Genomic DNA, 13,425 nt, shown 5'->3' on the forward strand with positions numbered 1-13,425 from the left:
AACAGCAGCTAAATAGTCAAAAAGCTTTAATAGGTAATGTAAATTATCTTTTAAAGCTTTTTTGCTTTATGCGTATCTAAAATAGTACCATGCAGTTAGATGTAATTGTAATTCAAGGGATTGACGCTAATGAAAAAAGTACTTTTTGGGATTGTAATAATCACTGCTTTAGCTGTTTATTTTTTTCAAACTCAACCGCACTCTGTAGCTGTAGAGCAAGCAGAACAAGTGAAACCAACCACCTTTGAGACAAGCGTAGTTAATAAAAAGCAGCCAAATGAGGACTCACAGCTACAGGTAGTTAATAAACTAAAAAAACAGATTAGCCTGTGTAGAGATCAGTCACAACAACAAAGCAATAAAGTACAAACATTGAATCAATCGCTTGTTTCATTTTTTGTAAGTGAGCTTAAAAAAGGGACATCGGTATCCACGTTTTTAAAGTATACAGATTTATCAAAAATCAATCAGCGTACATACATTGCCCTTTTAAAAGATGCCATTATTGCAGAGCAAAAGCAGCAACTTAACATTACTAGCTCTTTAAACGAGTTAGCTAATTGGCAAGGTATTGAGGCTATTAAGGGCTTCACCAATGATAAAGTAAAAGAAATGATTCAACAGCTTGGAGATAATAAGCATAACCCTCCAGGACTTACTCTGAGTGTACCCCTTGATGAAAATGTACAAAAAGAAACGCTTTACGCTTTATTAAGCAACACCGATACATTTACCACTTACTCTAAAACGTTTCTTAAACTTGAAGGTAGTGAGGTTATTTCTCCGGCTACATTGTTTGTGCTTAATGCAAATAAATTTACGCCAAAAGAGTTTGAGCAGGCTATTTCATCTAACCAATTTACAGTGAATGAAGTGGCTACCGCTATAAAAAACGATATTCCTAATGAGTATATTATTGCGCTTTTACAGCAAGTTCCCGTGCTAGATGCCATGCCGTTATACGAAAAAAACACTGTTTTATATAACTTAGCCGATATTGCGGTCAGTAAATTTAATTTACCTCTTGTAAAAGCACTGCAAACAAAAGGGATTACGCCAACCAACGAGCCAGGCCTATTTACAGGTTTAGATGTGGCTATTGTAAACCTGCCTAAAAGCGGTAACTTAACCCTAGCCCCATTAGATACTAAGCACACCCAGCTTTTAGATTATCTTAAAAAGCGTGGTTACAAAGCACATAGCGGCAATGCGAATGAAGGCCTAAATAGCAAAGGGGTATTTTTTGTAAATGACTTTATTTACCAGCAAGGGGCCTATATTAATAAGCAGGACAACCCAGCGCAATACGCTTACTTTAGCCCTATTAGTAAAATTAACAATAACGCGTTACCCCAAATAACTGAGCCTGATAATTCTGATGTTGCCCTTTTTTTAGTAGATTTAAAGCAGCAAAAAGCGCAGCTAAACAATAAAAGGCAAAACTGTGAGCTGTTACAACAACAGTTAAAAGATACAGAGCAGCTGCACACAGTAATGCAAGCTTATGACAAAGTTCAACAGGTTAAAAATAAGCACGGATCTAACTTTGTACGTGTTTTGCACGATATAGACCCTGTTTTAGTCAATTATTGGTGGAGTAGTCTGAGTAACCAGCTTTCAAACGATAGAAGCCAAAGCACATTTAACGAATATTTATCTAAGAAAGAATATCAAAAAGCTTATGAATACAGCCTCAGTACGGTATTAACTCAAGCCGAAACCGATACGCTTTTTTCTTTATTACTCTTAAACCCTGATGATTTAATCACTACTTGGCAAAACCGCATAAACCCTAAGCCACCGCGTGAGTTAACACGATTAAGCCGCTTTTCGCTAAATCATTGGCAAGCACTCGCACAGGCGGGTTTTGATTTTTCGATTACCGATATACATGGGCGCGACGTTTATACACAAGCTGCATCGTCTTCTTCTGAGGCAGTACAATTTTTAATTGATAATAAAATACCGGCTGATCCAAGTAAGCTTGGCGTAGATATACTCGACTTAGCACTAGAGCAAAGTTACACCAAAGGGGCGTTAAGCCCAATGATTCCTTTAGCTTTGCAGCTTGTGGAAAAATTTGAGCCAAACCACTTAGCCCGCGTAGCACGATTAAAAATGTTTTACCCTGAGAATTATCAGCAGTTAATTCAGCTAAACCCAGCGCTTAAGCCTGCCCAGGGCACAGAGCTAAATCATTATATGTTTGATAATCACTAAATAATCCGCTAAGCACGCTAACGCCACTTAGCGTGCTATTTGAAAAATTAATGTCTTTAATATTTAACATTCCCTGTGTAGAGTATTTAAAACAATTAAAGGATTAGGGCTATGACGGGTAAAACGCTAATTTTTAATTTTGATGGTACTGGGGGCGAGCCTCGCGATGCAGAGCAATTTAGCTCAGACCATTTTAAAGAAGACAGTAGTATTTCTAATATTCTTAAGCTGCATTTATTATTAGGCGGCAAACTCGATGACTCCCCCACAACCCCATTTACAAACCAACTTAGTTTTTATTATCAAGGTATTGGCACTAAAGGTAGCCGCTTAAAACGTATTTTAAACCAAACTTTAGCGCCACGTGGGGACGATGTTGCCAGTATTTTAAATCAAGCCATGAGTGATTTTAAAGCGCATTACCAACTAGGCGACACCCTTTTACTTACCGGCTTTAGCCGAGGCGGCGCACTCGCTAGGCGTTTTGCAAAAATCCTAGAGCCTTTAATTAGCGATAATGTTTACGTCTGTGTATTTGATACCGTGGCCTCAATAGGTTTATCAAAAGTCAGTAAAGCAACGCGCGGTGCCGAGCATGTAATATTTGAAAACCACACCATTGCTAATAATATTTCGCAGGCACTACACTGCGTAGCGCTTGATGAAAAACGCCGTGCGTTTGAACCCACCCTAATGAACCATCAAAATAATATTACCGAGCTTTGGTTTGCTGGGGCGCATTCAGATATTGGCGGCGGTTATTACCGCGATGGCCTAGCTGATATTTGCCTGCGCTATGCGCTTGAATGGTTAATTGAGCAACCACTTAATATTAGCTTATTAACCAGCCACGATATTGACTACGAAACCTTATTGCCTGGCAGTAAATTAGTTGACCAAGACGATGTAACCGTAACGCCCGATCCTCTAGCTTTAAGTCATCAGCAAAATTACTTTTGGTTTAATCCCTTTTTTAAATTGGTGGATAGGGAGTGCTATGTACTTATTGATAACGAAGCCAGCAACCTAGAACCACATATACATCAAAGCGTTGCTACACGAATTAATAAACTAACTAGTTATCGCCCAGAATCGCTTAAAAACCTGCATTACAAAATTAGGTATGACGATAACAGCACATTAAGCTTTACTGGTTTAAGCCAACACATTGCCCTTGAAAACCAAAACATGAGTGTATTACAAGTTTCGCAAAGCCAAGATGTAATGGTGTTTGCCAGCGAGGCACATAACAATACCGGGCTTATGTTAGTTGAAGGCGCAACTTATAAGTTTGAACCCTACCCCAATCAATTTTGGTATGACGACGGCATAAAATGCACTGCAAGCGGCTGGCACCGCGATAATGTGCAATTAGGGGTTAAAGAAATCCCCATGGCATTGCTTGAACCATTTAGACGACTTCCAAGAGCGCAGTGGTTCTCTTTGGTTGGCGCAATTAACAATAACGACGAATATTTATTTGAAATAGCCAATGGCGCTACAGTAACTATTATTAAATCAGGTGAATTTAGCCCCTTTGCCAATGACTTAAGCCGCTTTTACGGCGCCAATGCAGGGAAAATAAAAGTAAAAGTAACCCGCATAAGTTAAATGGGCTGTAATCGCGCAGCTTACTGGCGTTTAAAAATAACGCTTTAATCGAGGTATAAAGTGAGTGTTTCACCACCGAGAAGCGAAGGAGAACACCTAGAGAAGTAACTTGCATCTCGCGCGAGCAAGCTTCGCGCCTACAGCTTTCACTTCTCATTTACTCCTCATTCTCTTCTCTTTGTGCATTTTTGTATTAAAGATCAATAAATCACAAAGAGGTTTAGAGGCGCTTCGCTTTTAGAGAAGTAACTACCATCTTGCGCGAGCAAGCTTCGCGCCTACAAGTTTCACTTCTCGTTTACTCCTCATTCTCTTCTCTTTGTGCATTTTTGTATTAAAGATCAATAAATCACTAAGAGGCTTAGAGGCGCTTCGCTTTTAGAGAAGTAACGAGCATCTTGCGCGAGCAAGCTTCGCGCCTACAGCTTTCACTTCTCATTTACTTCTCTATCCCTTCTCTTTGTGCATTTTTGTATTAAAGATCAATAAATCACAAAGAGGTTTAGAGGCGCTTCGCTTTTAGAGAAGTAACGAGCATTTTGCGCGAGCAAGCTTCGCGCCTACCAACAAAATTAACACCGAGGTAAATTACCCTGTAGACGCGCAGCTTGCTGGGGTTTTAAAAGCAACGCTTTTACCCTAGTGTTAACCCCCTTAATTTGAGGCGGCTAAGTCCGCTTCAGCATCGGCAAGCATGGCAAACTCTTCATCTGCACTTTTAGCAACTAAATGCTTAGCGCTATAGCCAAAGTAATAAGCTGCACCAATCACAAATAGCACTACGGTGTATAAAAATGCACGAGGGTCAAACGCATACACACCCGTTAATGCAATAAGCGATAACACTAGCGCAATACCCGATGTAACCACGCCACCTGGCGTTTTATAAGGACGAGCTAGATTAGGTTGCTTAATACGTAACATAATATGGCTCAGCGCCATTAACGCATACGATACCGTTGCACCTACCACCGCCATGGCTAGCATTAAATCGCCCTCACCACTCAGTGAGGCAATAAATCCAAAAATAGCGGGTACAATTAACGCACGCGCGGGTACTTTGCGATCTGTAGTAATTGATAACGAACGCGGTAAATAGCCCGCACGCGAAAGCGCAAACACTAAACGGCTATAACCATAAATAATCGAAAAGAACGACGCGACCAGCCCCGCTAAACCTAAAATATTTACCACAGTGGCTAAGCTTGTATTGCCCGTGGCGTTAAGCGCATCAACTAAAGGAACTGCACTGGCGCCCATTGCGTTTGCGCCACCGGCAGCGGGAACTAATACCACAACAAGTAAAGCGGTAAACAGTAAAAATAACATAGCGCCAATAATGCCTTTAGGTACATCTTTAGCTGGGTTTTTAGCTTCTTCGGCAGCAAGCGGCACGCCTTCTACTGCTAAAAATAACCACATAGCAAAAGGCAATGCAGCCCACACACCATACCAACCAAGTGGTAAAAATTCATTTGCACCTGCAGCATTAGTTACCGCAACATCAAATAAATTAGCCGCGTCAAAATTAGCAATTAACGCCACGGCGGTGGCAATAATAGCCAATACAGCTAAGCCACTTATCACCATCATTACTTTTAGCGCTTCACCCACACCCGCTAAGTGAATACCTACAAACGTTAAGTAAAACAGTGCATATACCCACGGGCCATTAAAACCCGTTAACGCCTCAACCGCCGAGCCAATAAATATAACAATGGCGGCGGGGGCTAATGCATATTCAATTAATACCGCAAGGCCAGTTAAATAACCCCCGGCAGGGCCCATAGCTTGGCGTGCAAAACTGTAACCGCCACCTGCCGCAGGAATTGCTGCCGACATTTCAGCAAGCGATAACACCAGCGTTAAATACATTATTGCCATTAACACCGCAGCAATGGCAAATCCGCCCCAGCCGGCTTCGGCTATGCCAAAGTTCCAGCCTGCAAAGTCGCCCGAAATTACATACGACACCCCTAGCCCTGCAAGCAATAACCAGCCCGCAGTGCCACTTTTTAACTGCCTTTGTGCAAGATACTCTTTATTGTTATTAGACATATTGACCTCTTTTTATGGTTTTATTCCGCGATTAAAAAATTTGTGGTTTGAACCTGATGCTCTATTACATCGTCTTGTGTTCTGTCTTTTAAGTTAACCCCAGTAAGCTCGCACTTTTTGGCCTCTTGCAGTAAATATACGGCTCTTCGGGCAGCCTCAAAGTAGCTAAGCCCTGCAGGGCGAATGTTAGAAATACAATTACGGCACGCATCGTTAAGCCCCGTTTTTGGCTCCCACGTTAAATAAAGGCCAAGGCTGTCGGGGGAGCTAAGCCCTGGGCGCTCACCAATTAATACCATTACCACTTGTGCGTTTAACAGCTCGCCAATGTCATCACCAATCGCTACGCGGCCTTGCTCTACTAGGGTAATTGGCGCAATTTTGTAAGGTGAGGGCTCAGTAGGAAGTTGCTTTAAAAGCTCGCTTATAAATGGCGCTGCGTTTTTTTGTACCGCCAACGACGAAAGCCCATCAACTACTACAATGGCTAAATCGTATTGTGCCTGAGTACTGCTTTGCCTATTTTGCATAGTATTTAAAAGCGTTGCACGCCCTGCTTGGTTTAACTTTCGGCCTAAATCGGGGCGCTGTAAATAAGTAACACGATCAACAGCCTCACTTTGTACACTTAGCGGTTTTTCAACCTCACTAAGCGCATCAATAGCACTAAGAGTTTTTGTCATTTCTCTAATATCTAACGGAAAGTTAACCGCATCGCGCGCCTGAGCATGCGATAACTGAAACGCTAACATTTCAGATGTAGGTAAACTAATGCCTGCGCGGCCAAGACCTATACGGGCATCGGTAAAACGGCGTAAATCGCTCCATGGGTTTTCAACCACTTTGCCATTATCGTGATCGTGGCTGCTTTGCGTGTTTATGCTTTTAACCGCTTTCATTACATCCCTCCTTGTACTGCTTTTAATGGCTTAGCAAAGGCACTTGGTAAGGTGTTTGATAAAATAGTCTCGGCGGTATTTTCCATAATTTTCATTTTGCTAAGCCACGCTTCAAATTCTGGCGCTGGGCGCGAGCCTAAAACCCGGCGCACATATAAGGCATCATGAAATGAGGTAGTTTGGTAATTAAGCATAATATCGTCCGAACCAGGAATCCCCATTACAAACGAGCATCCCGCCACACCTAATAAGGTGAGTAAGTTATCCATATCGTTTTGGTCGGCCTCGGCGTGGTTGGTGTAACACACATCGCACCCCATAGGTATGCCTAAAAGCTTGGCACAAAAGTGATCTTCAAGCCCTGCGCGGGTAATTTCTTTACCATCAAATAAATACTCGGGGCCAATAAAGCCTACAACGGTATTAACTAATAAAGGGTTAAACTTACGCGCTACAGCATAAGCACGCGCCTCGCAGGTTTGTTGGTCAAGCCCATGATGTGCATTAGCCGAAAGCGAGCTGCCTTGTCCGGTTTCAAAATACATTACATTATTGCCAACCGTGCCACGCTTTAAGCTCAGCGCAGCATCTTGCGCCTCAGCTAGTGTATTTAAATTAAAACCAAAGCTTGAGTTTGTGGCTTCTGTACCGCCAATAGACTGAAAAACCAAATCAACCGGCGCGCCTGCTTCTATGCATTCTATGGTGTTAGTGACATGGGTAAGCACGCAGCTTTGTGTTGGAATTTCGTATTTTTGAATAACATCATCCATCAGCGTCATTAACTTAATGGCTTGTGCTACGTTGTCGGTGGCGGGATTGATGCCAATTACCGCATCGCCATTGCCGTATAAAAGGCCATCGAGCATACAGGCAGCTATACCATTTATGTCATCGGTTGGGTGGTTAGGTTGCAAGCGGGTTGATAAATGCCCAGGCAAACCTATGGTGTTTCTAAACGCGCTTTTTACGTGGCACTTTTTAGCAACAAGTATGAGGTCTTGATTACGCATTATTTTACTTACCGCAGCGGCCATTTCAGGGGTAATGGCTTGCCTAACACTTGCAAGTACCGCAGGCGTTGCAAAATCACTTAATAACCAGTTTCTAAAATCTCCCACGGTTAAGTGCGATATAAGCTTAAAAGCGTTTGCATCGTGCTCATCAATAATAAGGCGTGTAATTTCGTCTTGCTCGTAGGGAATAAGTACATCGTTTAAGAATGTTTTTAGCGGTACTTCGGCCAATGTCATCTGCGCTACAGCGCGCTCTTGTGCCGATTGTGCAATAACTCCCGCCAACCTATCGCCCGAGCGCTGCGGCGTAGCTTTAGCCATTAACTGCGCTAAGCTCTTGAATTGATAAGTACGTGTTCCTAAAGTATAACTGTACGTATGCCCCATGATTTACTCCGCATAACTAATATTACAAACCTTGGTATAGGTCTTGCCTCATATAAGCTATAAATCAATTTTGAATAGTCACAAGAAGGCTTAATTTGTACCAAGTGGCTATCGAATTTTGGCAAATCGTTTTTTATTATTTTATTTCAGTAAGTTAACGCCTTTATTTGGCATTCACTTAAACCAAAAATATGTTTACTTTAAAAGAGCATCACCTATATGGCGCAGCAAGGCAGCAACAACGCACCACAAAAGAGCAAGGTATACACGCACGATATTGACGAGCAAGCCCACAACCTCACTCAATGGCAGCAAAAGTACGACCAAGTAAGCGATGGCCGCTTTTATGGCTGTATAGAAGGCGTAAATTACAACGATATTCATGCTTTTAAAGAATACACCGAGCGTGCGCTGCGCCAGCAATGCAACATAGCCCCTAACTCTATTTGGCTTGGCATACCGAGTCAGTCGCAGCAAAGTAAAATTAATGGCCTTGATGTAGCGAGCAATCAATTTATGTGCCGTACCAGCAGCAGTGACTTTGAGCTAATTACCCCTGAGCAATTTGATATTTACGGTTTGGTTATTGATTGGCATTCCATTGAGTACATGGCGCAGTTACAAGGCGTAACAATTAAAAACCTATCATCTGCACAATCTGCTCGTTTAACGGTTAGTGACTCATCGCTGCAAACAGCAAGGCAAATTATTAACAGTATGGTTATAAATAAAGGCTTTGGGCTTAAACCAGAGTCACAGCAAGATATGCTTAGTATGTTAGCACTACACTTATTGCAAGCCGATAACCCGCAGCAAAACATAGCCCCAAGCTACAAACACCGTAAAGCGGTGGTCGATAAAGTAAAAGAGTACGTGGCAACCAACCCACAAAAAACAATAACCATAACCGAACTTTGCGAGCTTACTTTTGTTAGTAGGCGCACGTTGCAGTACAGTTTCGAAAGCATTTTAGGTATTAACCCGCTTAGGTTTTTGCGTTTAACCCGTTTAAATAATGTAAGGCGCGAGCTTAAAGTGGTTGGACAAACTAAGCCTATATCAATCATAGCGGCCAATTGGGGGTTTTGGCACGCAGGGCAATTTACTAAAGATTACACGCAGTTATTTGGTGAAAACCCCTCTCAAACTATCGCCAATAATATAAAAGAAGGCGCCTTTGAGTATTAAATGCTGCGCATTGCGCGCGAGCAAGCTTCGCGCCTACCACTTTTACTTCTCATTTACTTCTCTATCCCTTCTCTTTGTGCATTTTTGTATTAAAGATCAATAAATCACAAAGAGGTTAAGAGGCGCTTCGCTTTTAGAGAAGTAACGAGCATTTTGCGCGAGCAAGCTTCGCGCCTACAGCTTTCACTTCTCATTTACTCCTCTCTCTTCTCTTTGTGCATTATTGTATTAAAGATCAATAAATCACAAAGAGGCTCAGAGGCGCTTCGCTTTTAGAGAAGCAACTATCATCTTGCGCGAGCAAGCTTCGCGCCTACAATTTTTACTTCACGTTGCGGTTATATCCTTTTAAATTTAAAAAATAAGTTTCGTTAACCCTACTTTAACCCTCTATAGTTTAAGCTAGCTGCATTAATGTAGATTATTCAATTGTACACGCAACTAAAGGCCACTTTTTAAGTTAGAAATAACCACAATGAAACTTACAAAAGATACAACAAGTACGTTAAGCAAAACCACCATAAGCCTGCATTGGATTGTAGCTATTTTAATTATTGGGTTATTAGGCTCAGGCCTATATATGGAAAACTTTAAAGCGTTTTTTCTAATGAGTTGGCACAAATCATTTGGCGTAATGCTGCTTGCTTTTGCGTTATTAAGAGTAACATGGCGCATTGTAAATGGTTGGCCAAAGCACGATGTTAAACACCCAAATTATGAGCAAGTGTTAGCTAAAATTGTGCATTACGTTCTTATAATAAGCATGTTACTTATGCCTATTTCGGGGCTGATTATGTCAGGCTTTGGTGGGCATGGTGTAGAGGTGTTCGGGCTAGAGCTTATACCGCACAACCCCAACCCAGAAAACCCACAAAAAAGCCTCGCTTTTAACCAAGGCTTAGCAGAGATAGGAAAAACCGTTCACGGTATTACAGCAAATGCGCTTCTTATCGCGTTAGGTTTACATATTGTGGGCGCTTTAAAGCACCATATTATTGATAAAGACAACACCCTTACGCGTATGCTTGGCAAAAAGTAGGTAGTTAAAAGTCTTATTTGATCGGTGCTATTTAAGCCGCGATTAAATAAGACTCTCGTCCTACGTGTTTGTTATTGCGCTTAAACGAGCCTTTCCCTTTTTTAGCTTTAACCACTTGAGGTTTAAACACTTTAGAGGTTACTAGCGCCGCCAGCGCATTATGATTAATAACACCTCGGCCGGTGTCTACCGCACTATTATTTGCGGCTTTGGTTTTCGATTTTTTAGCCATTTTATTTCCTAACTATTTATAACAATAAGAACCTTAAGAAGTGGCGATTGTATGCCTAATTTTCAACCTTGCAAGTGTTTTAACGCTCTTTTTTCATAATAAATAAACATAAAAAAAGCGCAGTAAATAACTGCGCTGAGTAACCTGAACGCTGGATAATAAAATATGTTGGTATATCTCTTAACCAGAATTTAGGTTAAATAGTTTTAGCTCAAATAATTAAAATTCAAAGCTTACTTTTGCATAATAAGTACGCCCGTCAAAGCCGTAAGGCAATGCACGTACAGGGTATTTAAACGCGCCGTTGGTAATAAAGTTAAGCACTTCGTCATCACCTAGCTCATCTGGGGTTTCATCAAAAATATTATCAGCCCCTACCGATACGTTAAATATTTCGTTAATTTGGTAGCTAACGTTTAAATCCACTAGTACTGCTGATTCAACTGTACTTGTTGGTTTAAACGACCCCGTAGGTGAAAGCTCACCCGGTAGTGAAATATGGTCATTACCAAAGTATTTAACGTCTGTTTCGCCAAAGTAATTAAAGCGAAGCGTTGTTTCATACGCATCACGTTCGTAGTCAAACGTTAAAGTTGCGCGCTCACCTGGCTGGCCATCGGTAAAAAAGCTACGTTGTAAATCATCAAACGCCACCGACTCAGGAATACCTTCTTCTGCGTTCACGTTATCAATTTTAGTGTCGTTTAAGTTACCCGCAAAGGTCACTCCAAAATTACCGCCCTCTACATCAGTACGATAAGAGGCAATAATATCAACACCTTGTGTAGTTGAATCTACAGAGTTTGAAAAGTAATTAGCTTGCACTGCGCCGGTTGCTTGAAGCGCGGCTACGGCTTCATCGCTAAAGGCAACATCCTCTGCAGAAAGTAAACTACCAAGCGTAATACGGTCTTTAATTTCTACGCGGTAAAAATCGACCGTTAACGAAAGCTCACTTGTTACATCGTAAACAAAACCAGCACTGTAGTTAGTTGAGGTTTCAAGCTCTAGGCTATCTACACCTAACGCACTTGGAAAAGCAGTCCCCGTATTTGCAGTGAACGACTGTGTAAGTGTACCGTCTGAGCCTAGGTTAGTTGTAAATGCGGTATAACCACTTTGCTGAAGCGATGGCGCTCTAAAACCAGTAGAAACCGCACCACGTACTGCAAAGTCATCGTTAAATTCATAGCGTGTTGCTAACTTACCAATTAAGTCATCGCCCGCATCTGAAAAGTCTTCATAGCGCAACGCACCACTTACGTTCCATGCATCCGTTACCATGGTTTCTACATCTACATAAAACGCGTAGCTGTGGCGTTCGCTCTTATTTGTTGCCTCTGGGCGCAAACCGTTATAAGCCTGAAAACCACACTCAGCAAATTGATCAGGATCGTTTACTGAAGGGTACGAAGCATCGGTATTTGCTAAACCACATGCGTAAGAGGCTTCATCGCCAGGTACTATTTCGTAGTTTTCTTTACGGTATTCTGCACCAATAGTTACATATAAAGGCTCATTGCGGCCAATATCAACGATGCCGTTAAAATCAGCATTAACTGTTGTTTGATCAAATCTAAAACCACCAGAGTAACCGCCGCTTGGGCCTGCATTTGCTGCTATATCGGCATCGCTTGCATCTGGGTTGTTAAATACGTACTCCGCCGCATAAGAGGCATTTATAGTATTACGTGAGGTAAAGTCGTATTTGTTTTCGCCATACACTGCCGATACATCGTATCCCCAATCTGGGTTTATATCGCCTCTAAAACCAACCGCTACTGAAATATCTTCAGCTTCGTTATAAATACGGGGTAAAAAGCCATCGCTGTATACTTGCGTTACATTTTTAGACGCTTCGTTAAAGTTACGGTAAAAACCATTACCCAGCGCGGTGCGCTCAGAATAACCACCAAATGAGTACAATTCGCTGTCACCCATTGGCAAAGCCATATTGTAAAATAACGAGGTAAATTCACTTTCTGAGTTACCTTGGCTCCAACGTACATCTTCACTCAGCGTGCCTGGCTCAACATTTAACGACCCACCGGTATCGCGCTCTGCACGGTTAGTGCCATCGGCATCACGATACTCAAGCGATAAATTAATAAAGCCGCCTTCGTTACCTAAGTCAAAACCACGGTTTAAACCTGCAGAAAGCGTATCGCCGTCGCCTTCACTGGTGCCGCCGTACTGTACGTAACCCGTTGTTACGCCAGTTGAATTATTAAGCGATAAGTTAATTACGCCAGCTATCGCGTCAGAGCCATACTTAGCTGCTGCGCCATCGCGTAGTACTTCTACACCTTTAAGCGCAGTTAGCGGAATGGCGTTCATGTCGGTGCCGGCAGCGCCTGCACCTACAGTGCCGTTAAGGCCAAAAATAGATTGATTATGGCGGCGCTTACCGTTAACCAACACTAACGTTTGATCTGGCTGTAAGCCGCGCAGCGTTGCTGGTCTAAATAAATCAGAGCCATCAGATACTTGCGTACGAGAAAAGTTAAACGACGGGGCAGTAGCTTGCAGACTCTGCCCTAGTTCTGTAAAGCCACCTTTGTTTAAATCATCAGCGTCTATTAAATCAATAGGTGACGAAGACTCAGTAGAGGTGCGGTTAGAAACGCGCGATCCTAATACAGAAATTTGTTCAATATTTTGTGCAGCCTCAACAGGTGCTTCTTGAGCGCTTACAATGCTTGGTGCGCTTACGGCAAACGCAACAGCGGCAGCTAATGTATTTAAACGGTATGTTGACATGGTGACGACCCTGTT

Annotated in this window: 9 protein-coding genes; 4 read left to right on the forward strand and 5 right to left on the reverse strand. The window is 42.2% G+C overall.

Going from position 1 to position 13,425, the window contains the following annotated elements:
• Positions 1-129: 129 nt before the first annotated feature.
• Both EJ103_RS19460 and EJ103_RS19465 read left to right on the forward strand, forming a co-directional pair.
• The gene (locus EJ103_RS19460) at positions 130-2,220 is read left to right on the forward strand and encodes a cupric reductase (RefSeq protein WP_126009521.1); all 2,091 of its coding nucleotides are present in this window, start codon (positions 130-132) and stop codon (positions 2,218-2,220) included.
• Between the two features lie 111 nt (positions 2,221-2,331).
• Positions 2,332-3,831 (forward strand): DUF2235 domain-containing protein, encoded by a 1,500-nt coding sequence (locus tag EJ103_RS19465; protein ID WP_126009523.1) that lies wholly within the window; start codon positions 2,332-2,334, stop codon positions 3,829-3,831.
• A gap of 654 nt (positions 3,832-4,485) precedes the next feature.
• Here the strand turns inward: EJ103_RS19465 and eat are convergent.
• The 3 genes from eat to EJ103_RS19480 are packed head-to-tail and all read right to left on the reverse strand — an operon-like array spanning position 4,486 to position 8,191.
• Complete coding sequence (gene eat / locus EJ103_RS19470; RefSeq protein ID WP_126009525.1) at positions 4,486-5,889, reverse strand: ethanolamine permease; 1,404 nt, start codon at positions 5,887-5,889, stop codon at positions 4,486-4,488.
• Positions 5,890-5,909: 20 nt separating this feature from the next.
• Complete coding sequence (eutC, locus tag EJ103_RS19475) at positions 5,910-6,788, reverse strand: ethanolamine ammonia-lyase subunit EutC (protein WP_126009527.1); 879 nt, start codon at positions 6,786-6,788, stop codon at positions 5,910-5,912.
• Positions 6,788-8,191: an ethanolamine ammonia-lyase subunit EutB gene (locus tag EJ103_RS19480; RefSeq protein WP_126009529.1), complete on the reverse strand. Its 1,404-nt coding sequence runs from the start codon at positions 8,189-8,191 to the stop codon at positions 6,788-6,790. The genes eutC and EJ103_RS19480 overlap by 1 nt, the downstream gene beginning before the upstream one ends.
• A gap of 219 nt (positions 8,192-8,410) precedes the next feature.
• Between EJ103_RS19480 and EJ103_RS19485 the strand changes: the two genes are divergently transcribed.
• Both EJ103_RS19485 and EJ103_RS19490 read left to right on the forward strand, forming a co-directional pair.
• On the forward strand, positions 8,411-9,379 hold the full coding sequence (locus EJ103_RS19485) for a helix-turn-helix domain-containing protein (RefSeq protein WP_126009531.1): 969 nt from the start codon (positions 8,411-8,413) through the stop codon (positions 9,377-9,379).
• Between the two features lie 475 nt (positions 9,380-9,854).
• Complete coding sequence (locus EJ103_RS19490) at positions 9,855-10,418, forward strand: cytochrome b (RefSeq protein WP_126009533.1); 564 nt, start codon at positions 9,855-9,857, stop codon at positions 10,416-10,418.
• Positions 10,419-10,449: 31 nt separating this feature from the next.
• Here the strand turns inward: EJ103_RS19490 and arfA are convergent, their stop codons facing one another.
• Together arfA and EJ103_RS19500 are read right to left on the reverse strand one after the other, a co-directional pair.
• The gene (arfA, locus tag EJ103_RS19495; protein ID WP_024032961.1) at positions 10,450-10,650 is read right to left on the reverse strand and encodes an alternative ribosome rescue factor ArfA; all 201 of its coding nucleotides are present in this window, start codon (positions 10,648-10,650) and stop codon (positions 10,450-10,452) included.
• A 219-nt stretch (positions 10,651-10,869) separates the two neighbouring features.
• Positions 10,870-13,410: a TonB-dependent receptor gene (locus EJ103_RS19500; RefSeq protein WP_126009535.1), complete on the reverse strand. Its 2,541-nt coding sequence runs from the start codon at positions 13,408-13,410 to the stop codon at positions 10,870-10,872.
• Positions 13,411-13,425 lie beyond the last annotated feature (15 nt).

Origin of the sequence: Pseudoalteromonas sp. Xi13 (assembly GCF_003952205.1) — a bacterium.
Lineage (GTDB): Bacteria > Pseudomonadota > Gammaproteobacteria > Enterobacterales > Alteromonadaceae > Pseudoalteromonas > Pseudoalteromonas atlantica.

What these genes read in the sequence shown, in the direction of transcription:
- EJ103_RS19480 (WP_126009529.1), bottom strand. Translation starts at nt 8,191, where the DNA reads ATGGGGCATACGTACAGTTATACTTTAGGAACACGTACTTATCAATTC.
- EJ103_RS19465 (WP_126009523.1), top strand. Translation starts at nt 2,332, where the DNA reads ATGACGGGTAAAACGCTAATTTTTAATTTTGATGGTACTGGGGGCGAG.
- EJ103_RS19490 (WP_126009533.1), top strand. Translation starts at nt 9,855, where the DNA reads ATGAAACTTACAAAAGATACAACAAGTACGTTAAGCAAAACCACCATA.
- eat (WP_126009525.1), bottom strand. Translation starts at nt 5,889, where the DNA reads ATGTCTAATAACAATAAAGAGTATCTTGCACAAAGGCAGTTAAAAAGT.
- eutC (WP_126009527.1), bottom strand. Translation starts at nt 6,788, where the DNA reads ATGAAAGCGGTTAAAAGCATAAACACGCAAAGCAGCCACGATCACGAT.
- EJ103_RS19460 (WP_126009521.1), top strand. Translation starts at nt 130, where the DNA reads ATGAAAAAAGTACTTTTTGGGATTGTAATAATCACTGCTTTAGCTGTT.
- EJ103_RS19500 (WP_126009535.1), bottom strand. Translation starts at nt 13,410, where the DNA reads ATGTCAACATACCGTTTAAATACATTAGCTGCCGCTGTTGCGTTTGCC.
- arfA (WP_024032961.1), bottom strand. Translation starts at nt 10,650, where the DNA reads ATGGCTAAAAAATCGAAAACCAAAGCCGCAAATAATAGTGCGGTAGAC.
- EJ103_RS19485 (WP_126009531.1), top strand. Translation starts at nt 8,411, where the DNA reads ATGGCGCAGCAAGGCAGCAACAACGCACCACAAAAGAGCAAGGTATAC.